The organism is Spongiactinospora sp. TRM90649 (genome assembly GCF_029382225.1).
Taxonomy (GTDB): domain Bacteria; phylum Actinomycetota; class Actinomycetes; order Streptosporangiales; family Streptosporangiaceae; genus Spongiactinospora.
On the sequence record NZ_JARLTC010000009.1, the window covers coordinates 36,898 to 56,670 of the forward strand.

General features: G+C 68.2%; 19 protein-coding genes. 11 read left to right on the forward strand and 8 right to left on the reverse strand.

What is annotated here, in order from left to right:
- Positions 1-14 precede the first annotated feature (14 nt).
- Positions 15-989 carry a glycosyltransferase family 2 protein gene (locus P3X83_RS12700; RefSeq protein WP_277305205.1) on the reverse strand — a complete coding sequence of 325 codons (975 nt, stop codon included), beginning with the start codon at positions 987-989 and terminating at the stop codon, positions 15-17.
- A gap of 586 nt (positions 990-1,575) precedes the next feature.
- Between P3X83_RS12700 and P3X83_RS12705 the strand changes: the two genes are divergently transcribed.
- From P3X83_RS12705 to P3X83_RS12730, 6 genes are all read left to right on the forward strand, one after another.
- Complete coding sequence (locus P3X83_RS12705) at positions 1,576-2,772, forward strand: acyl-CoA dehydrogenase family protein (protein WP_277305206.1); 1,197 nt, start codon at positions 1,576-1,578, stop codon at positions 2,770-2,772.
- 9 nt (positions 2,773-2,781) lie between these two features.
- Positions 2,782-3,903, forward strand: a complete 1,122-nt coding sequence (locus tag P3X83_RS12710; RefSeq protein WP_277305207.1) for a DegT/DnrJ/EryC1/StrS family aminotransferase — start codon at positions 2,782-2,784, stop codon at positions 3,901-3,903.
- Positions 3,904-4,070: 167 nt separating this feature from the next.
- Positions 4,071-5,573, forward strand: a complete 1,503-nt coding sequence (locus P3X83_RS12715; RefSeq protein ID WP_277305208.1) for an NAD(P)/FAD-dependent oxidoreductase — start codon at positions 4,071-4,073, stop codon at positions 5,571-5,573.
- Positions 5,574-5,575: 2 nt separating this feature from the next.
- Positions 5,576-6,310 carry an FkbM family methyltransferase gene (locus tag P3X83_RS12720; RefSeq protein ID WP_277305209.1) on the forward strand — a complete coding sequence of 245 codons (735 nt, stop codon included), beginning with the start codon at positions 5,576-5,578 and terminating at the stop codon, positions 6,308-6,310.
- Positions 6,310-7,248, forward strand: a complete 939-nt coding sequence (locus P3X83_RS12725) for a phytanoyl-CoA dioxygenase family protein (protein ID WP_277305210.1) — start codon at positions 6,310-6,312, stop codon at positions 7,246-7,248. The genes P3X83_RS12720 and P3X83_RS12725 overlap by 1 nt, the downstream gene beginning before the upstream one ends.
- Before the next feature lie 18 nt (positions 7,249-7,266).
- Complete coding sequence (locus tag P3X83_RS12730) at positions 7,267-8,469, forward strand: twitch domain-containing radical SAM protein (protein WP_277305211.1); 1,203 nt, start codon at positions 7,267-7,269, stop codon at positions 8,467-8,469.
- Positions 8,470-8,536: 67 nt separating this feature from the next.
- On the opposite strand, the gene P3X83_RS12735 is transcribed toward P3X83_RS12730, so the two are convergent.
- The gene (locus tag P3X83_RS12735; protein ID WP_346742705.1) at positions 8,537-9,322 is read right to left on the reverse strand and encodes a TylF/MycF family methyltransferase; all 786 of its coding nucleotides are present in this window, start codon (positions 9,320-9,322) and stop codon (positions 8,537-8,539) included.
- Between the two features lie 370 nt (positions 9,323-9,692).
- On the opposite strand from P3X83_RS12735, the gene P3X83_RS12740 reads away from it, so the two are divergent.
- The 5 genes from P3X83_RS12740 (at position 9,693) to P3X83_RS12760 (ending at position 15,234) form a co-directional block, all read left to right on the forward strand.
- Complete coding sequence (locus tag P3X83_RS12740) at positions 9,693-10,964, forward strand: nucleotide disphospho-sugar-binding domain-containing protein (RefSeq protein WP_277305213.1); 1,272 nt, start codon at positions 9,693-9,695, stop codon at positions 10,962-10,964.
- Positions 10,965-11,037: 73 nt separating this feature from the next.
- The gene (locus P3X83_RS12745; protein ID WP_277305214.1) at positions 11,038-11,766 is read left to right on the forward strand and encodes a class I SAM-dependent methyltransferase; all 729 of its coding nucleotides are present in this window, start codon (positions 11,038-11,040) and stop codon (positions 11,764-11,766) included.
- A 68-nt stretch (positions 11,767-11,834) separates the two neighbouring features.
- Positions 11,835-13,217 carry an NDP-hexose 2,3-dehydratase family protein gene (locus P3X83_RS12750; RefSeq protein ID WP_277305215.1) on the forward strand — a complete coding sequence of 461 codons (1,383 nt, stop codon included), beginning with the start codon at positions 11,835-11,837 and terminating at the stop codon, positions 13,215-13,217.
- Entirely contained in the window at positions 13,214-14,269 is a 1,056-nt protein-coding gene (locus P3X83_RS12755; RefSeq protein WP_277305216.1) for a Gfo/Idh/MocA family oxidoreductase, read from the forward strand. The genes P3X83_RS12750 and P3X83_RS12755 overlap by 4 nt, the downstream gene beginning before the upstream one ends.
- A complete protein-coding gene (locus P3X83_RS12760; RefSeq protein WP_277305217.1) occupies positions 14,266-15,234 on the forward strand; it encodes an NAD(P)-dependent oxidoreductase in 969 nt (322 codons plus the stop codon). The genes P3X83_RS12755 and P3X83_RS12760 overlap by 4 nt, the downstream gene beginning before the upstream one ends.
- 41 nt (positions 15,235-15,275) lie before the next feature.
- Here the strand turns inward: P3X83_RS12760 and P3X83_RS12765 are convergent, their stop codons facing one another.
- From P3X83_RS12765 to P3X83_RS12790, 6 genes are all read right to left on the reverse strand, one after another.
- Positions 15,276-16,316: a hypothetical protein gene (locus tag P3X83_RS12765; RefSeq protein ID WP_277305218.1), complete on the reverse strand. Its 1,041-nt coding sequence runs from the start codon at positions 16,314-16,316 to the stop codon at positions 15,276-15,278.
- Positions 16,317-16,419: 103 nt separating this feature from the next.
- Positions 16,420-17,718, reverse strand: coding sequence for a cation:proton antiporter (locus tag P3X83_RS12770; RefSeq protein WP_277305219.1), 1,299 nt, complete (start codon positions 17,716-17,718; stop codon positions 16,420-16,422).
- Between the two features lie 3 nt (positions 17,719-17,721).
- Entirely contained in the window at positions 17,722-18,174 is a 453-nt protein-coding gene (locus tag P3X83_RS12775; protein ID WP_277305220.1) for a flavin reductase family protein, read from the reverse strand.
- Between the two features lie 105 nt (positions 18,175-18,279).
- Positions 18,280-19,236, reverse strand: coding sequence for an NAD-dependent epimerase/dehydratase family protein (locus P3X83_RS12780; RefSeq protein WP_277305221.1), 957 nt, complete (start codon positions 19,234-19,236; stop codon positions 18,280-18,282).
- Positions 19,233-19,445 (reverse strand): hypothetical protein, encoded by a 213-nt coding sequence (locus P3X83_RS12785; RefSeq protein ID WP_277305222.1) that lies wholly within the window; start codon positions 19,443-19,445, stop codon positions 19,233-19,235. The genes P3X83_RS12780 and P3X83_RS12785 overlap by 4 nt, the downstream gene beginning before the upstream one ends.
- Positions 19,446-19,480: 35 nt before the next feature.
- A complete protein-coding gene (locus P3X83_RS12790) occupies positions 19,481-19,696 on the reverse strand; it encodes a phytanoyl-CoA dioxygenase family protein (RefSeq protein WP_277305223.1) in 216 nt (71 codons plus the stop codon).
- Positions 19,697-19,773 lie beyond the last annotated feature (77 nt).

A 19,773-nucleotide genomic window follows, 5' to 3' on the forward strand; every position in this document is an offset into this window, starting at 1 on the left:
GCGGGCCCGAGTCATCAGGCCGCCCCGCGCCCCGTGCGCAGCACCCGGTGGCTGCGCCGGCGCTCCACGATCGTCGATGCGTGGCCCGCCAGCCACATGAGCGCCGCCGCGGTCTCCCGCGCGCCGGTCGCCGGGTCGATCCTGCCGACCACACTCTTGCCGAGCAGGTCCGCCACGAGCCAGCGGGTGGCCAGCCGGGCCGCCTTGACCGGACTCCAGTCGACGTCGGTGAGCAGGTAATAGTAGCGGTTGCGTCGCATGTGCACCCGGGTGTAGGCGCTACGGGTGGTGGCACCGCCGCCACCGTGGTGCTGTATGCCCTCGTCGAGCAGCAGAGCCACCCGCCAGCCCGCCCACCTGGCACGCCGGCAGAGGTCCACCTCCTCGTAGTACGTGTGAAAGACCTCGTCGAGTATGCCGATCTCACGTAACATCGCCGCCCGCGCGAACAGCGCCGACCCCTGGACATAAGCGTGCTCAAGGGTCCGCGGCGCGCGCCCCTCGAAGCTGCTCGCCGGGGACGGGTGATCCAGCCGGTCGCCCGCGAAGGCGTGCTGCTCACCCAGCCACAGCGCGATGTTCGTCCAGGGGTTGAACGCGGCCAGTTCGGCCGACTCGGCGTCGTAGCGGTACTGCAGCGGCCCGATGATCCCGTACTCCGGCCATCGCTCGGCGAACTCGACCATCGCATGAATCAACCGCGGCGGGGTCCAGGTGTCCGGGTTGACCAGGAAGATGTAGTCGGCCCCGTCGGCGAGCGCGGTGCGGATGCCCACGTTGTTGGCCCCGGTGAACCCCAGGTTGGCGGGATTACGGGTGATCTTCACCTGCGGGAACTCCCGCGCGACCATGTCGACGCTCCCGTCGGTGGAGGCGTTGTCGACGAAGTGGACGTCCAGGTCGAAGCCTTCGGTGTCGTTGTCGACGAGCGATGCGAAGCAGCGCCGCAGCCACTTGATCTCGTTGGTGCCCACCGTGATCGTCGCCACACGCCGGCGTCCCGATGCCATCTGCCCGCCTCTCTACTTCTGCACCGCGCGGATGGCGTCGGTCAAATGGTGTTCCGGTACGGCGAGGCGGCGCGCCTTCCATCTGGCCGCCTCCCGGATCAGGCGCATCTGTCGGTAGAGGTCACGAGATCGATCCGGCGCGGTCGTCAAATGAACTCCCCTTTCGCCAGCATGGACCGGGCTCAATCGACTGTACGGCGAAACAGTCCGGGAAAACCCCAGAGATAATCGTCGCACCGCGCGGAGCGTTGTGGATCCCGCACCAGGCTCTCGGGCTCCGCGGGCGACGAATGTAGCGGCGCCGACGGCGTGCGCACCATACCCGTCGACTGAAGTCAGGCGAGATCGAGTGATTCGACTAGACTTCCTCGCCGTCTCTCGTTCGACACCTTACCGATAACTCTTGGTCATATATCTTGGCTTTGCATATCGAAAGAGCGGGGATGTGGCCACGGACTTGCGCCGGCCGTCGGGAGAGCCGAGAATGAAACAGGCGATATCAAGCAATACTGTGCATTTGGGCGCGTCAGATCTTCGGACACCGATCTCGTCTGAGGGCGAGATGATGGTGGACCTGCTGACCGGTTTCACCAGCAAAATCCGGGCAGAGGCTCGCGTGAACGACCAGAATGCCGCTTTCCCGGTGGACACGTTTCACGGGTTCGCCAAGGTCGGCCTAATGGGCGCGAGTGTGCCCGCCGAACTGGGTGGTCTAGGCGTCAGCCGGCTGTACGACCTGGCGGTGGGGCTGCGCGTCCTGGCCGAGGCCGACGCCTCGACGGCGCTGGCCCTGCACGTCCAACTGAGTCGGGCGCTGACCCTGACCTACGAGTGGCGCCACGGAACCCCCGACGCTTCCGCGCTGGCGGAGCGGTTGCTGCGGGCGATGGCCACCGGCGAGGCGGCCGTCTGCACCGGGCTGAAGGATTCCCCTGGTGTGGTGACCACGCTCACCAGGGACGACTCGGGCGGCTGGCGGCTGTCCGGCCGCAAGACACTGGTCAGCATGGCACCGATCGGCACGCACTTCTTCGTGCACGCGCTGTGGCGCGAAGGCGGTGACGATGCGCCGAGACTCACCGTCCCTCTCTTGAGCCGCGACGTCCGCGGGCTGACCGTACTGCCGGACTGGGACGGTCTCGGCATGCGGGCCTCCGGCACCCTGGAAGTCGATTTCGACAACTGCCCTGTGCCGGAGAGCGACGTCCTCGACCGAGGTCCGGTGGGATCACGCCGGGACGCGGTGCTGGCCGGACAAACCATCAGTTCGATCACCATGCTCGGCATCTACGCGGGAATCGCCCAGGCGGCCAGGGACATCGCGGTCGAGCACTGCGCCAAGCGTGGTCCGGACGTCCCCGCGGGCGTGCGTTCCGCCATCGCCGAGTCCGATGCCCGGCTGTACGCGCTGCGCACGGCGACCGCCGCCGCGCTGCTCAACGCCGACCAGCTCAATGACAAGTACACGATGGACCTCGACGAGCGGGGACGACGGATGATGACGCCGTTCCAATGGGCGAAGATGACCGTCAACGACCTGGCCCTGCGCGTCGTCACCGACAGCATGTCGATGGTCGGCGGTCAGGCGTACTCGGCCGGTCACCCGCTGGCACGCCTCTACCGCGATGTCCGGGCAGGCGGGTTCATGCAGCCCTACAGCTACGCCGACGGCGTCGACTATCTCAGCGGCCAGGCATTGCGCCTCGATCGAGACAACGACTACATGAGTGTCCGGGCGGTCCGCTCCCAGACCCAGTCCTAGGAGGCGAACATGGCGATTCGGGTGTGGGACTACCTGGCGGAGTATCACCAGGAGCGGGCTGACCTGCTCGACGCGATCGAGAAGGTCTTCCGGTCAGGCAACCTCATACTCGGCGAGAGCGTCGACGGGTTCGAGGACGAGTTCGCCGCGTACCACGGCATGTCCCACTGCGTCGGGGTGGACAACGGCACCAACGCGATCAAGCTGGCCCTGCAGGCGATGGGCGTCGGACCGGGCGACGAGGTGATCACCGTGTCCAACACGGCGGCGCCGACGGTGCTGGCCATCGACGCCGTCGGCGCCAGGGCCGTCTTCGTCGACGTGCATGAGGAGGACTGCCTCATGCGCGTGGACCGGGTGGCCGAGGTGATCACTCCGCGGACCAAGGCGGTGTTGCCCGTACACCTCTACGGCCAGTGCGTGGACATGACGGCGTTGGGGCGGCTCGCCGCCGACCACGGCCTGCTCATACTTGAGGACTGCGCCCAGGCGCACGGCGCCCGGCAGCACGGACGGCTGGCGGGCACCATGGGCGACGCCGCCGCGTTCTCCTTCTATCCCACCAAGGTGCTGGGCGCCTACGGCGACGGCGGTGCGGTGGTCACCGCCGACGAGGCCATCGACGGCAGCCTTCGCCGGCTGCGCTACTACGGCATGGAGAAGGTCTACTACGTCGTCGAGACGCCCGGCCACAACTGCCGCCTGGACGCGGTACAGGCGGAGATCCTGCGGCGCAAGCTCACCCGGCTGGACGCCTACATCGAGGCCAGGCGCGCGGTGGCCCGCCGCTACGCCGAAGGGCTCGGCGACATCCTCGACGCCACCGGCCTGACCCTGCCGTCGGTGACCGCCGGGAACGAGCACGTCTACTATCTCTACGTCGTGCGCCACCCGCAGCGCGACACCATCATCGAACGGCTCAGGGCCTACGACATCACCCTGACCATCAGCTACCCCTGGCCGGTGCACACGATGACCGGGTTCAGGCGGCTTCGCTACGCCGACGGCTCGCTCCCGGTCACCGAACGACTGGCCGGGGAGATCTTCTCCCTGCCCATGTACCCGTCGATGCCGCGGGACCGTCAGGACAAGGTGATCGGCGCGCTCCGCGAGGTCCTGGAAACCCTTTAGTCACAAGGCCGGCGTTCTGACCAAAGTTTTTACTAGACCTATCTCCCCGATGTTCGCCCGCGCTACTAACGCTCCCACTAGACCTTTCCCGGAATCGTTGAAGGTCATTTTCCACCCGCCGTAGGGTGTGGTTCGAATTATCCGCTCGGCTGTCGATGAGGAGCTTCATGGTCACCAAAGTATTGGTCATCGGCGGCGGTCCGGCCGGGTCGACCGCAGCGGCCCTGCTCGCACGTGCGGGCCTGTCCGTGACGCTGCTGGAGAAGGAGAACTTTCCTCGCTACCACATCGGCGAGTCCATCGCGTCGTCGTGCCGGACGATCGTCGACTTCATCGGCGCGCTGGACGAGGTCGACGCCCGCGGCTACACCGAGAAGAACGGTGTGCTGCTGCGCTGGGGCAGGGAGGACTGGGCCATCGACTGGTCCGAGATCTTCGGCCCCGGCGTGCGGTCCTGGCAGGTCGACCGCGACGACTTCGACCACGTGCTGCTGACCAACGCCGCCAAGCAGGGCGCCCAGGTGATCGAGGGCGCCGAGGTGAAGCGCGTGGTCTTCGACGGCGACCGCGCCGTGGCCGCGGATTGGGCCGAGTCGCACACCGGCCGGCGACACACCACCGGGTTCGACTTCGTCGTCGACGCCTCCGGCCGGGCCGGTCTGATCCCCGCCCGGCATTTCAAGCACCGGCGGGCGAACGAGACGTTCAAGAACGTCGCCATCTGGGGCTACTGGCAGGGAGGATCTCTGCTGCCCAGCTCGCCGAAGGGCGGGATCAACGTCATCTCGTCCCCGGACGGCTGGTACTGGGTGATCCCGCTGCGCGACGACCGCTACAGCGTCGGATTCGTCTGCCACCGGACGCGGTTCCTTGAGCGCCGTTCGGAGCACGCATCCCTGGAGGCGATGCTGGCCTCACTGGTCGAGGAGTCCCCCTCGGTGAGCGGACTGCTCGCGAACGGGACCTACCAGCCGGGTGTCCGGGTCGAGCAGGACTTCTCCTACGTCGCCGACAGCTTCTGCGGCCCCGGCTACTTCGCCGCGGGCGACAGCGCGTGCTTCCTGGATCCGCTGCTGTCCACCGGCGTACACCTGGCGCTCTACAGCGGCATGCTCTCCGCGGCGGCCATTCTGGCCACCGTCAACGGCGACGTCGAGGAGGACCAGGCCCGCGCGTTCTACGAGACGCTCTACCGCAACGCCTTCGAGCGCCTGTTCACCCTGGTCGCGGCTGTTTACCAGCAGCAAGCGGGCAAGGACAACTATTTCGCCCTGGCCGACAGGCTGGTCGGTGACCGCGCCGAGACCGAGTACGAAAAGGTGGACGGTGCCAGGGCCTTCGCCCAACTGATCGCCGGACTCGCCGACATGGGCGACGCCGTGGCCGGCCGTACGCCCGAGCCGCGGATGCCCGACGAGGGCGAGGACAACTCCGTCGGCCGCCTGTTCATCGCCGCCGAGCAGGCCCGCAGGATGGCCGAGGCGGGCGCCCCCAAGTCCCCGGTCAGCGAAGCGCTGAACAGGCTCGACGGGCATGAGCTGTTCGACCCGGAAACCGGCCTGTACCTGATGACCAGTCCCCGGCTCGGCATCGGGCGAAGCCGACCGGTTGAGCCTGCGATCAGGACCTCGAACCCGCCGCTGTCCCCGGCCGACGTCGAGGAGCCCTAGACATGAGCGGGCAGCAGGTGATCGACCCCCTCGAACGCAACGACGAGTACGACCGGCTCACCGTCCAGATCATCGAACAGGTCTGCACCCCGACCGCCGTGTGCGTCGACCTCGGCGCGGGCGTCGGCGAGATCACCCAGCACCTGGTGCGGGTGGCGCCCGAGGGGAGGCACTTCGCGGTCGAACCGCTGCCCGCCTTCGCCGACGAACTGGCCGCCAGACTGCCCTCGGTCACGGTGATCAGGGCCGCCGCCGCCGACGTCACGGGCCCGCAGAGCTTCGTGCACGTGGTCTCCAACCCGGGCTACAGCGGGCTGCGCAGACGCCCCTACGACCGGCCGTCGGAGACCCTGCGCGAGATATCCGTCGACGCCGTGCGCCTGGATGACGTCATCCCGCCCGATGTGCACGTCGACCTGGTGAAGATCGACGTCGAGGGGGGCGAGGTGCTGGCCCTGCGAGGTGCCCGCCGCTCACTGCTTCGCAGCAGACCGATGATCGTCTTCGAGCACGGGGGCGACCATGTCATGCGCGAGTACGGCACGACGACGGACGATCTCTGGTCGTTGCTGGTCGACGGGCTGGGGTACCAGGTGTTCACCCTGCCCGCCTGGCTGGCGGGGCAGCCCGCGATGGATCGCACGTCATTCACGAGGGCGTTGGAGCGGGACTGGTTCTTCGTGGCGGCCTGTGCCGGTCCGAAATCCACCACCGCCGAAAGGAAGGGTTTCAGGTGATGAATCCTGTCACTGAGGTGCGCACGGACAGCAGGGTTCCCGAATGTGACATCCGACGGACGGGGCTGTTGCCCGAGCACGTCACCGCGTTCCGCCGGCAGGGAGTGCTGGCCGTTCGCGGGCTGCTCACACCGGAGGAACTCGCCGACGTCCAGCAGGCCGGGAAGACGCTGATCGACCGGGCATGGTCGACGCGGTCGATGGAAGACACCATCTGGACCCTGGAGCCGCATCTGCCGGACGCCGCGCCGGTACGGATCGAATACGTGGTGGACAAGGCCCGTCCGATCGCCGTGCTGGCCGGTCACCCGTTGCTGCTACGGATCATGGAACAGCTCGTCGGGCCCAACCTCATCCCGACCTGGGACAGCATGGTCTTCAAAACCCCGGCCGGCGCTCCCCGCCTCGCCTGGCACCGCGACGCCGGGCTGTACGCCGACGCGGTCGGCGTCACCGGAGCGGGTCGCGTCATCGATGCCGGGATCTATCTCGACCCCGCCCCCGAGGACAACTGCGTCTGGTGCATCCCGGAGTCCAACTACTGGGACGACGAGCGGCTCACGACCACGGCGGATCGGCTCAACGCCAGCGAATGGGACACCACCGGCGCGGTACCCGCCGTGATGCGGCCGGGTGACGCGCTGCTGCACAACATCCTCACCCTGCACGGCGCCCCCGCCGTGGTCGGCAAGCAACGCCGCGTCATCTACTTCGAATACCGGCCGGCCGAGGTGGAATGGCAACTGGGCCCGCACACCGAGGGCTACATCGGCCTCAAGCAACAGATCCTGCGTTCATGCGTCCGGATGCGCGCGGCCGACTCGCGATTCGGCGACGAGGAGCCGTTCGACTACCGCCCCGCCGAGTCCTTCCGGCGCTGGGCGCACCAGCCGGAGAGCACCACGTTCCGGGTTCCGCACGAAGACCACTGGCGATGACGAGCGAGGGACGTGTCGATGAGTACTGAGGCCAACGGTCACGGCGGCCCGACGAACAAGACCTTGTGCGTCCTGCCGTGGATTCATCTCTGCGCCTCCATCGACGGCGTCTACGGCCGGTGCTGCGTCGACAACGCGATGTACCACAACGAGCTGTACGAACAGCAGGATGAGCCCGTGTTCCAGCTGAACGACGACGCGATCGGCTGTTCGCCTGGCTCGCGATACGCCAAGGACAACCCGGATCGGGTGTTGGGACTTCAGGAGGCGTTCAACAGTCCCAACATGAAACGGACCCGGCTGGCGATGCTGAACGGCGAGCGCGTCGACGCGTGCAAATACTGCTACTTCCGGGAAGACCACGGCGGCCAGTCCTATCGGCAGAGCATCAACCGCCGATTCGAGCATGAACTCGACGCGCTCGCCGGCCGTACCGCCGCGGACGGGACCGTCGAGGACTTCCCCTACTTCCTCGACATCAGGTTCGGCAACACCTGCAACCTGCGGTGCGTCATGTGCACCTATCCGGTGAGCTCGGCATGGGGCGCCGAGCAGCGGCCATCATGGTCCTCCGCGGTGATCGACCCCTACCGTGCCGACGAGGAGCTGTGGCGGACGCTACGGGCGAACGCACACCTTATTCGCCGGCTGTACTTCGCGGGTGGCGAGCCTTTCATGCAGCCGGGCCATTACGCGTTGCTCGAACTCCTCGTGGAGACCGGGAACGCGGGCAACGTCGACGTGGCCTACAACTCCAACCTCACCATGTCCCCCGACAAGGCGATCGGTCTCTTCCCGCACTTCAAGAGCGTCGGCATCGGCGCGTCCTGCGACGGCGTGGGCGAGGTGTTCGAGCGGATCAGGACCGGCGGGAAGTGGCAGGTGTTCGTGGACAACGTGCACAGGCTCAGGACTCAGGTGGACGTCTGGCTCCAGGTGTCGCCGCAGCGGGACAACCTGTGGGACCTGCGCAACCTGCTGAAGTTCGCCCGCGCGGAGGGACTGGACATCGACCTGGCCAACGTCGTGCAGTGGCCGAAGGAGATGTCGGTCTCCAGCCTTCCCGACGAGGAGAAGGCGCGTGCCACCGAGGAGTTGACCGAGCTGATCGCCTGGTGCGCCGAGCTGGGCTGGGACAAGCCCGCCGCCCACCTCGGCGCCCTGCGTTCGTTCATGAACTCGCTGGATCCGACGAACCTGGTCGACGAAGGAGCGTCATGACGGGTGACGCGTCCGACTCGCCTTGATCAGCGTGTCGATCAGAGCGAGCCGTCGTGCGAGCATGTCCTCAGCCGGTACGTCGCCACCCGATCGACGTCCAGTCGATGTGCTCGATCGTGTCGGTGATCCCGTTGGCCTCACGGAACTCCCGGATGGCCTGCCGGCAGCTGGGCAGGATGTGGTCGTCCACGATGACGAAGCCGCCGACCGAAAGCTTGGGATACAGGTTGACGAGCGCGTCCATGGTGGACTCGTACAGGTCGCCATCCAGGCGCAGCACGGCGAGGGACCGCACCGGCGCGGCCGGCAGGCTGTCCCGGAACCAGCCCTCCAGGAAGACGACCTGATCGTCCAGCAGGTCGTACCGCTCGAAGTTCTCCCGCACCTGCTCGATGGACACGCCCAGCACCGAGTTCGCGTTGTGCAGCCCCAGTTTCACGTCCAGCGGATGGCTGGAGCCGTTGGTGTCCGGGATGCCCTGAAAGGAGTCGGCCACCCATACGCGCCGGTCGGTGATGTCGTTCGCGCGAAGGAAGGAACGCATGAAGATGCACACACCGCCACGCCACACTCCGGTTTCGATGAAATCGCCCGGCACCTCGTCTTCGACGACCTGTCGCATACAGCGCTCGAGGTAGTCGAGCCGAACCCTGCCGACCATGGTGTGCGCGACCGACGGCCAGTCTCTGCCCTTTTCCCGCTGCGCAGCCTGATAGCCGTCGACCTGCTGCTGCCCTATGGGAAGCGGCGCGTCCTGGTAGATGGTGTTCGTCAGCGTCCTCTTCATCAGGTCAAGATAAAGCTCGGCGCCTGAGCTCATGATTTCCTCGCACTGTAGATTTCCGCATTCCATAGAACTGTCGGTTCTCCGCTTACAAGGAAGCGTGTCCGTCTCCGTTCCGCCACGGCGCCGGGGAAGACGCCATCAGGGTCTGCACATACGCATGGTAGCGATGCGAATCTCGGGGAATCCCTAGAGAATTCTTGACATAGCGCGGAGCCGTCGCAGAGTGCGGCCAGAACCGCGCCGCGGCGATCTGGCCGGCGGGCGCCATTTATAGGGAAATCATGAATCTTTTCTCGGTAATCTCGCGGAGAGCCCAGTCATCGACACCACCCGTGCGGTACTGAATGGGGATCACACGTTTCCCGTGGACGGCGAGACGTTTGCGCTCCGCCACCGCCGAGGACCATCCAGCGAGCGGCAAGTAGGGGAGATTCCAATGCGGATTCTGTTCACAGTGTCCAACTGGGCTGGGCACTACATGTGCATGATCCCGCTGGCCTGGGCGTTCCGCGCGGCCGGGCACGACGTTCGGGTCGCCTGCCCGCCGCAGCAGGTGCAGGGAGTCATGGCCACCGGGTTGATGCCGGTGTCGGTGCTCGACGCGCCCGACATGATGGAGAGCGCCCGGCTCGCATACTGGGTTCTGGCGATCAACACCCCGCCGCAGAGCGGCGACATGCCGCTGCCGCTGCACCCGTTCACCGGCCAGGCGCTGGGCTCCGTACGCGACTTCGACACCGGCACGCTCAGCGACTTCTGGAAGAAGTCCATCGCCGCGGTCCAGCGCAGCTACGACAACGCGGTCGATTTCGCCGCCGCCTGGCGCCCCGACCTGGTGGTGTACGACCTCATGGCGGCCGAGGGCGCGTTGATCGGCGCGCTGAACGAGGTGCCGAGCGTGTACTTCGGGCCGGGCTTCATCGGCACAGTGGAGACCGAACCGGGCCTCGACCTGGTGTCCGCCGATCCTCTGTCCTGCTTTGCGAAGTACGGCGTGGAGTGGACACGCCACAAGATCAAATACGCGGTGGACCCGTCGCCGGACGTGGCCATTCCCCCGATGGGCGACGCGCTGCGGATTCCCATCAGGTACCAGCCGTACAACGGATCCCAGGACGTGGATCCGTGGTTGCTGGGACCGGTCAAGGGCAAACGCGTCTGCGTGGTGTGGGGGAACTCCGCGACCGGGGTGTTCGGCGAGCGGCTGCCCGCGCTCCGCCACGCCGTCGAGTCCGCCGCCCAACTGGCCGCCGAGGTGGTGCTCACCGCCCCGGTGGCCGAAGTGGACGGCCTGGGCTCCCTGCCCCCCAACGTGCGGGTGCTGCGCAACTGCCCGTTGGAGCTGATCCTGCCCGGCTGCGACATGCTCATTCACCACGGCAGCGCCAACTGCCTGATGAACGGCATCGCGATGGGCATCCCGCAGTTGTCCCTGGCCCTGAACTTCGACGGGCAGATCTACGGCAGACGGATCGACCCACAAGGCGCGACCAAGACCCTGCCCGGCCTCTTGTTCGACAGCGAGGCGATCGACAAGGCCCTTGCCGAGGTGCTGTTCGACAACAACTACCGGCGCCGCGCGGTCGAGCTGAGCCGGTCCGTGTGCGCCGCGCCGACCGCCGCGCAGGTCGCCGACCTGCTCACCACACTGGCCCGCACCGGCGAACTGACCGCCGCCGACGTCGCCGACCTGGTGGCCGACCGATGACGGTCACGAGCTGGGGCATTCGGGTCCTCCACGCCACTCAGAACATCACTCAAGAAACCATGAGCGAGGTCGTATGAACAACCCGGAAGGCACCGCGACCGTCAAGGCGAAACCGCCGATGCAGATGGGTGACCTCAACTTGATATGGGAGTGGAACTCCCCCGAAGAGATGCAGGTGCAACTGGCGGGCACCCAGGATCGCGAGGAATACCTGCGCGACCGCGTCGACCGGGCGAACTGGATCGCCCAACGGCTGCGGCTGACCCCGGACTCGGAGATCTTCGAGATCGGCAGCGGTGAGGGAATCATGGCCGAGGTGATCGCCCCTCGGGTGCGGCGGCTGCTGTGCACCGACGTGAGCCGGTCGTTCCTGGCCAAGGCACGCCTCACCTGCCGGGAACACACCAACGTCGGCTACCACCACATTCAGAACGACTTCCTGGCGACGCTGCCGTCGGCGAGCTTCGACGCGGGGTTCTCCCTCAACGTCTTCATCCACCTCAACGTCTTCGAGATCTACCTCTACTTCCGGCAGATCCGCCGGATTCTGCGCACCGGCGGCCACTTCGGTGTCAACTTCCTCGACCTCGGTCCGTCGACCCAGAGCTTCTTCCACTTCTACGCGGAGCGCTACCAGCAGGCGAATCCCTTCGAGTTCAAGGGCTTCCTGGCCTGGCACGGAGTCGACATGATCGCCAAGATCGCCGCGGAGGCCGGACTGACGCCGTTGCTGGACGAGTTCGTCAACGAGGACGGGGTCTGTTTCCTGATCCTGCGACGCGACGAGGAGCCCGCCGAATGAACCGCCGGCCGCTCGGCGCGGAGGGCCCCTGATCTCCCCGGCCTTTCCCAGCCACCTAAGGAAACGTGATGACCTCGGCCGATCTGGATACGCAACGCGCCACCGAGACTCACCCCGACGGGGTGAGCGAGGGATTCCTGTCCTGGTTCGCCGACCGGACGCGCGCCGCGGCTTGCCAGGTGACCCGCACCCCGCTCAGCGATCTTCGTGGGTGGTCTCTTGACGCGGTCACGGGAAACCTGACGCACCACAGCGGCCGGTTCTTCGCCATCGAGGGGCTGCACGTGCGCACCTCGTACGGCCAGGTCCCCGAGTGGAGCCAGCCCATCATCAACCAGCCGGAGATCGGCATTCTCGGTCTGCTGGTGAAGACCGTGGACGGTGTGCCCTTCGGACTGGTGCAGGCGAAGATGGAGCCGGGCAACTTCAACTCGGTCCAACTCTCGCCGACCGTGCAGGCGACCCGCAGCAACTACACCCGGGTGCACAGGGGAGACCGGACGAAGTATCTGGAGCACTTCACCCACCCGCGAGCGGGCACCGTGGTGGCCGACGTGCTCCAGTCCGAACAGGGCTCGTGGTTCCTGCACAAGCGCAACCGGAACATGATCGTCCAGGTCGACGACTCGGTGCCGGCCGCGGACGGGCACCGCTGGATACCGTTGGACGAGCTCCGCAGCCTGCTGCGGATCGACGGCCTGGTCAACATGGACATCCGTACCGTGCTGTCCTGCCTGCCCGCTTCCTTCTTCGCCGCCCAGGACAGACACCGCACCGACGGCATGGCCTCGGCGCTGGCCCGGTCCATCAGCGGCGACGGCACTCCGTTGCACAGCGCGGAGACCGTGCTGAGCTGGTTCACCGCCGCCAAGAGCAGGCACGAGCTGGCTGTGCGGCGCGTGCCGCTGCGGGCGCTGCCCGGCTGGCGCAACACGCCTGAGGAGATCGTCCACGACGACGGGCAGCACTTCAGCATCATCGGCGTCAGCGTGCGAACCAACGACCGCGAAGTCGGCGAGTGGCACCAACCGCTGATCTACCCGAGCGGGCGAGGACTGGTCACCTTCCTCGTGAAGGACATCGACGGGGTCGCCCACCTGCTGGTGAACGCGCGGTACCAGGCAGGTCTCCTGGACGCCATGGAGATGGGGCCCACCGTCCAGTGCAATCCGGGGAACTACTCCGGCCCCGGGCCCAGGTTCCTGGACTACGTGCGGCAGGTGCCCGCCGAGCGCATCCTCTACGACACGATCCTGGCCGAGGAGGGCGGCCGGTTCTACCACTCACAGAACCGATACCTGCTGGTGGACGCGGGTGACGACGTGCCGATCGAGGTGCCGGAGGAGTTCTGCTGGGTCACCGCCCACCAGCTCACCGGCCTCCTACGGCACGGCTACTACGTCAACGTGGAAGCCCGCAGTCTGCTGGCCTGCCTGCACAGCCTGTGGTGACCGCCGTATCGGAGCGGCCCCCGGTCTCCCGCCCGGTCCGCATCGGCCTGCTCGGTTGCGCCGACATCGCCCGGCGCCGCACCCTTCCGGCGATCCTGGCGGAGCCCGCGGCCGAACTGGTCGCCGTCGCGGCCAGGGACACGAACAAGGCCAAGGTGTACGCCAAGGAGTTCGGCGGCGAGGTCGTGCGCGACTACGAGGCGCTGCTGGCCCGGCCGGACGTCGAGGCCGTCTACGTCCCGCTGCCGGCCGGGCTGCACCACGAGTGGATCACGCGCGCCCTGGACGTCGGCAAGCACGCGCTCGTGGAGAAGCCGCTGACCACCCGGTACGCCGACACCGCCGAGGTGCTCGCCCTCGCGGGGGCGCGCGGGCTGACGCTGATGGAGAACCTCACATTCCTCCGGCACGGCCTGCACTCCACCGTCGTGAACCTGGTGACGGCCGGCGAGATCGGTGAGTTGCGCGCGGTCCACGGCGTCTTCGGTTTCCCGCCGCTGAACCCCGGGGACATCCGCTACCGACCGGACCTCGGCGGTGGCGCACTGCTCGACTTGGGAGTGTATCCACTGAGCACGGCGAGGCTTTTCCTCGGGCCGGATCTGGAGGTGGTCGGCGCGACCCGCACCGAAGATCCCGAGCACGGCGTCGACGTGGCGGGCGGCGCGCTGCTGTGCTCGCCGGACGGGCGCACCGCCCAGATCGACTTCGGATTCCAGCACGGCTACCGCTGCGAGTACACGCTGTGGGGAAGCCAAGGGTCGATCTTCGTCGATCGCGCCTTCACGCCGCCGCCGACGTGGCGGCCGACGGTCCGGCTGAAACGCCGGCACGACGTGCAGGAACTGGTCCTGCCCCCAGAGGACCAGTTCGCCACCACCCTGCGCGAGTTCGTCACGGCGGTCCGCACGGGCGGCGAGCGGGCCGGCGTGGCCGAGCGGAGCCGGACCCTGGCCGGGCTGGTCGACGAGGTTCGGGAGCGGGCGCGGACGCTGCGGGCGGGCCAGGGGCTTCCCGGCCGGGGCGAAGACCTGATCAGGAGGCACAGGTGAGTGAGGATCGCATCGTCGTGGTCGGCGGTACCGGATTCCTGGGACGCCAGATATGCAAGGACCTCGTCGCAGCGGGACGTGATGTGCTCGTCGTGGCGAGGAACGCGGCCCGGTCCGCTCCCGGATACCGGTTCAGGGCCATCGACGTCTCGGACACGCCGACCGGGGAACTGGCCGCCGTGCTGGCCGCCGAGCGCCCGGACACCGTGATCAACGCGACCGGCGGCAAGTGGGGCCTGACCGGCCGCGAGCTGGAGGCCAGCTGTGTCGGGGCGACCCGGCACATCCTGGCGGCCCTGGCGAGCGCCCGGCTGGCGCCCCGGCTGGTACACCTCGGCTCGGTGCTGGAGTACGGGCACGTCGCGCCGGACGGCACCGACGCCACCCAGCGATCGCCCGGTCCCGCCTCCGACTACGACCGGTTCAAGCTGGCCGCGACCGAGGCGGTGCTGTCGGCCGCTGCGGCCGGGACCGTGGACGCGGTGGTACTGCGGCTGGCCAATGTCGCCGGCCCGGGTGCGCCGGCGGCGAGCCTGCTCGGCCGTGTGGCCGACCGCTTGGCCGCTGCGGCCGGCCGCGGCGAGACCGCGATGATCGAGCTGACCGCGCTGAACGCCCGCCGCGACTACGTGGATGTCCGGGACGTCTCCGATGCGGTCCGCGCCGCGACGCGGATCACCGGCCGGCCCACCCCGATCGCCATCGGCCGTGGCGAGGCCGTCCCGGTGCGCACGCTGGTCACCATGCTCATCGAGGTGAGCGGGGTGCCGGCCACCATGGTCGAGATTCCCGCCCCGGACCTCGCCGCCGACACCGACGACTGGACACGGGTCGACCCCCGGCCCGCGCGTGACCTGCTCGGCTGGACACCGCGAAGGACGCTGCGCGACTCGGTCCACGAGCTCTGGCACGACGTGATGGAGCGGACGGCTCCCCAGCCGTCTCGCAGTGGCGGAAGCGCGTAGGGCGTGGCGGCAAGCGTCTGAGCCGTTCCGTCGCGATCTTCTCAGCGGAAGAAGGCCAGCAGATCTTCGAGCAGCCGCGGGTAGCCGTACGCCTCGCGGAGCTTGTCCTGGATGCCGCCCACGATGCGCGCGTGGCGCTCGAAGTCCACGGTCATGCGGGTGAGCGCGGTGGCGGAATCGGAGCCCAGCCTCAGGTGCTCGACGGCGTCGCCGTACACGGAGGCCATGAACTCCGCCTCGGGCGGGACCACGGGAAGGCTTCCCGACGCAAGGGTCTCGAACAGCCGGGCGGTGAGCAGGCCCGTGCCGCCCACCAGGGCACTGACGAGGATCGGCGAGATCAGCGCTCGCCCCATCTCCTCGATGACGTTTCCGAAGGGAACGGGCGGATGGATCTCGACGCCCAGCCCCCTCAGCCTGCCGGGCTCGCTGAAGGTGATCTCCTCGAATCCCGGGCAGGTCTCGCCGTCCCACCAGCGGCCGCAGACCCGCAGCGACCGCAACGGCGGCTCCGCCCGCTTCGCCGCGGCCATGACCTCGGCCAGTGGCTGCCAGCGGTCCCAGTTGCTGCCGATGTACTGCAGGTCGTAGTCGATCTTTCGATCCGGATTCAACGGGTGTCGCGCCGGGGGCAGCCCGAAGCACTTGAAGAACTCCGCGCCGGGGGGCAGCGGTCCGGCCACCTTGGGCTGCAGGATCAGGTCGCTCAGCGTGGAGTAGAGCACCTGCCAGCTCTCGGCTGAGTATTTGCGCGACTCCACCTGGACGCCGTCGGCGATGCCCCAGTGCCCGTCGAAGTCGATGATCAGCCGCCGGTCCCTGGGGATCGAGCAGGCCAGCTCGATCTGCTCGGGGGACAGGAACTGCCTGGCCTCGAACATGAAGACCAGATGCGTGCACCAGCTCATGTCATGCTCCACCGGCAGGTGCCGCGGAACCTCGTCGTCCAGCCGCGACAGCGGCCCGCTGATCCGGATGTCGCAGCCCGCCTCGTCGGCCGCGCGCACGTAGGCGGCCACGGTCTGGCTGAATCCCGCCTGCCAGTGGAAGTTCCCGGAGATCAGAATCCGCGGCCGAGTCACCGTTTTCCCGCCTTCCGTACCCGCAGCGCACTTCTCCTGCGCTTCATGATGGGGAAGCGGCGAAGGAGCCGCCGCACCGCCTCCACGGTCTCGACCTGCACGGTCATCGCCCGAGCTCGGCGCCCGCGCCCGTTACGGCCTCCCTCGGGGCTTCCCCGGCGGGGCCGTCCAGCGTCCCGGATTCATCGGAATTCCGCAACATGATGAGCGTCGGCCCGGTCAGCGCCGTCGTGACCAGTGCGACCAGGACCAGCACGGTGAAGCCGAGCTCGTTGATCAGGCCGTGCTGCAGACCGACGCTCGCGACCACGAGTTCGGTGACGCCCCGGCAGTTCATCAGCGTGCCCAGCACGAACGCGTCCCGTCTCGGCAGGCCGGCCAGCATCGCGCCCGCCATGGTGCCCGCGTACTTGGAGCCGATCGCCATGGCCACCACCAAGCAGAACAACCACGCCGCCGAGGCCTGCCCGAACAGCTCGGGCAACGACATGCGCAGGCCGATGCCGGCGAAGAACAGGGGCAGCAGCACGACCATGGTGAACCCGTGGAACGAGGCGGTGAACCGCTCCAGGTGCGGCAGGTCGCGCGGCATGACCAGACCGAACAGGAAGGCTCCGATGGCCATGTGCATGCCGGCCATCTGGCTCAGCGCCGCGCAGATCATCAGGCCGGCGATGACGGCCGGCGCGAGTAGGTGCGTTCTCCCCGTCCCGCCGCCGCTCGCGCGGAAGAGCGTCCGCAGCAGCGGGCGGACCACCGCCACGAGGACGACGCCGAGCGCGACGGCCAGCACCAGCCCCAGCCAGCCGCCGCCGGCCGCCCCGACGCCGACCAGGATCAGCAGCAGCCCGGCCCAGGCGGCGCCGTCGCCGAGGGCCGCCGTGGTGAGGGCGAGGACGCCCAGCCGGGTGTGCTGGAGACCGTGCTCCACCAGGATGCGCCCCAGCACGGGCAGCGCCGTGATGGACAGCGCCAGCCCCAGGAACAGGACGAACGCCGGCTGGGGGACTCCTGCCCCCGCCAGGCGCTCACCGGTGGCGATCCCCAGGACGGCGCCCAGCGCGAAAGGGACGAGCAGCGCGCCGGCCACCAGCCGTGTGAGCAGGCCCCACCACCCGTCGCGCCGCTCGACGCGTAGCTCCGCACCGAGCAGGAACACGAAGAAGACGAGGCCGAGCTGGGCCATGAGGTCCACCGCCCGGATCACGTCGGGCGTGAAGACGGCCGCGTGCCCGTCAGGCCACAGCGCTCCCACCGCGGTGGGACCGATCAGCAGGCCGCCGGCGATCTCGCCGACCACTCTCGGCTGGCGTAGCAGCCGGAGCACGCTGCCGGTGACATGCGCGCACAGCACGATGAGGCTGACCGCGATGAGAAACCGAGCCGCCGTGTCATAACTCATGCCTTAGGACACCCTCCACGCCGTAAACCTGCGCAGACCGACCAAGAGCGGCACGTCGTCGCGTTGCTCGACCTCGTGGACCTCGCCCAGCACCAGCGCGTGGTCGCCGATCGAGATCTCCTGACGTACCTCGCACCCCGCGAGCGCGAACGCGTCCTTCACCAGCCACGGCTGCCCGTGCTTGGGCGACGGCCGCCATTCCACCTGGGCGAACCGATCCGGCACGTCGCGCGAGAAGATGTCGGCCACGTGCCGGGATTGGGCGTGCAGCAGGTTCACCGCGAAGTACCCGCTCTCCCTGACGGCCGCGAGGGTTCCGCTGGCCTCGCCCAGGCAGACCAGCAGCGTCGCCGGATCGAGGGTGACGCTGGACAGCGCGGTGCAGGTCATGCCATGTGCCCGCCCCGCGGCGTCGAAGGAGGTGACCACGGCGACCCCCGTGGGAAAGGCGCTCATGAAGTTGCAATAGTCCGTGGGAGACACGGGGACGTTGACATCCGAGCGTCCTGTCATGTCCTTCCTTTCCGGAGGGGTCCGCTGGGAGGGTGCCGACGGGTGCGATCACCCCTGCGGATACGCGGTGGCCCACCAGCCGAAGGTCCGCCGTAATCCCTCCGAAACGGATATCTCTGGCTTCCAGCCGAGGACTGCCCGGGCCATCTCGATGTCGGGACAACGCCGGTTCGGCTCGTCCATCGGCAACTGCTGGGAGACCGTGCGGAGCTCGACCCCGGCCTCACCGGCGATCAGCTCGGCGATCTCCCGCACGGTGAGCTCCTGGGTGGCGCCGATGTTCACCGGCCCGGGCGCCGTGCTGCGCATCAGGGCGAGCAGGCCCCTGACCGTGTCGTCCACGTAGCACAGGGATCTGGTCTGGTCGCCGGAGCCGTTGATGGTCAGCGGCTCGCCGGCCAGGGCCTGGTCGATGAAGGTCGGCACGACGCGGCCGTCGTTGCGGCGCATCCTCGGCCCGAAGCTGTTGAACAGCCGGGCGATGGCCGTGTCGACGCCGAGCGTCCGCCGGTAGGCCGCCGTCAGCGCCTCCGCGTAGCGCTTGGACTCGTCGTACACCGCTCGCGGGCCGACCGGGTTCACGTTGCCCCAGTAGGACTCTGGCTGGGGGTGCTGGCTGGGATCGCCGTACACCTCCGAAGTGGAGGCGAGGAGGAAGCGCGCCTGGTGCGCGGCGGCCACCCGCAGCGCGTTCTCCGTTCCCGCCGAACCCACCCGAAGCGTCTCCAGCGGCATGCGCAGGTAGTCGAGCGGCGAGGCCGGCGAGGCCAGGTGGACGACGTAGTCGACCGGCTCGTCCACGCTGAACGGCTCGGTCACGTCGTGGCGGATCAGGCGCAGGCGCGGCGACTGCTCCAGGGCCGCCAGGTTGTCCGGCTCGCCGGTACACATGTTGTCCACACAGATCACGGAGCAGCCCTGCGCGACGAGTGCCTCGCACAGGTGGGAACCGATGAAGCCGGCCCCGCCCGTGACGACCGCGCGGGCGCCTTGCAGGCTTTTCATCGGTCCGCCAAGAGCTCGTCGAAGTCCTCGTCGGTCGGCGTGGCTGTCGGGACGGCTGTCGGGGCGCCGGCGATGGAGTCGCACATCTCCTCGGCCCTCCTGCGGTGACGCTGACCGACCTCGTGCCCGGCCACGCGCGGGGCCCGAGCCGGCGGCACCCTGCGCACGTAGTGACCGGTCCGGTCGGACGCGGTTGACAGAACCCTCATGAGATCCTTCCTGGCGGAGTTCGGCGGCATGACGTTCAGGACGGAATGGGCATCTCCGGGTCCGCGAACTCGATCACGATGGTCCTGCGCCACTTCTCGCTCGGGTTCGGTCCCGATCCGTGTACCAGGCGTACGTCGTGGACGACGATGTCTCCTTCCTTGACGGCGATGTGCGCCCTGGGACCGTCGTCGCGCACCGACGCCACGTCGGCGTCGTCCAGCAGGTGTGATCCGGCACCCCCTCCAGACACCCGTTCTCCGGGCTGGCCGCGTCCAGGCAGACGCTCAGGTCGCAGACCTTGGCGGCCCGACGGTCAGGCGGCACGAG

Excerpts from the sequence above, each read along its gene's own strand:
- P3X83_RS12770 (WP_277305219.1), bottom strand. The coding sequence starts at position 17,718 with ATGAGTTATGACACGGCGGCTCGGTTTCTCATCGCGGTCAGCCTCATC.
- P3X83_RS12740 (WP_277305213.1), top strand. The coding sequence starts at position 9,693 with ATGCGGATTCTGTTCACAGTGTCCAACTGGGCTGGGCACTACATGTGC.
- P3X83_RS12705 (WP_277305206.1), top strand. The coding sequence starts at position 1,576 with ATGGTGGACCTGCTGACCGGTTTCACCAGCAAAATCCGGGCAGAGGCT.
- P3X83_RS12775 (WP_277305220.1), bottom strand. The coding sequence starts at position 18,174 with ATGAGCGCCTTTCCCACGGGGGTCGCCGTGGTCACCTCCTTCGACGCC.
- P3X83_RS12710 (WP_277305207.1), top strand. The coding sequence starts at position 2,782 with ATGGCGATTCGGGTGTGGGACTACCTGGCGGAGTATCACCAGGAGCGG.
- P3X83_RS12725 (WP_277305210.1), top strand. The coding sequence starts at position 6,310 with ATGAATCCTGTCACTGAGGTGCGCACGGACAGCAGGGTTCCCGAATGT.
- P3X83_RS12720 (WP_277305209.1), top strand. The coding sequence starts at position 5,576 with ATGAGCGGGCAGCAGGTGATCGACCCCCTCGAACGCAACGACGAGTAC.
- P3X83_RS12745 (WP_277305214.1), top strand. The coding sequence starts at position 11,038 with ATGAACAACCCGGAAGGCACCGCGACCGTCAAGGCGAAACCGCCGATG.
- P3X83_RS12715 (WP_277305208.1), top strand. The coding sequence starts at position 4,071 with ATGGTCACCAAAGTATTGGTCATCGGCGGCGGTCCGGCCGGGTCGACC.
- P3X83_RS12785 (WP_277305222.1), bottom strand. The coding sequence starts at position 19,445 with ATGAGGGTTCTGTCAACCGCGTCCGACCGGACCGGTCACTACGTGCGC.
- P3X83_RS12780 (WP_277305221.1), bottom strand. The coding sequence starts at position 19,236 with ATGAAAAGCCTGCAAGGCGCCCGCGCGGTCGTCACGGGCGGGGCCGGC.
- P3X83_RS12730 (WP_277305211.1), top strand. The coding sequence starts at position 7,267 with ATGAGTACTGAGGCCAACGGTCACGGCGGCCCGACGAACAAGACCTTG.
- P3X83_RS12735 (WP_346742705.1), bottom strand. The coding sequence starts at position 9,322 with ATGGAATGCGGAAATCTACAGTGCGAGGAAATCATGAGCTCAGGCGCC.
- P3X83_RS12750 (WP_277305215.1), top strand. The coding sequence starts at position 11,835 with ATGACCTCGGCCGATCTGGATACGCAACGCGCCACCGAGACTCACCCC.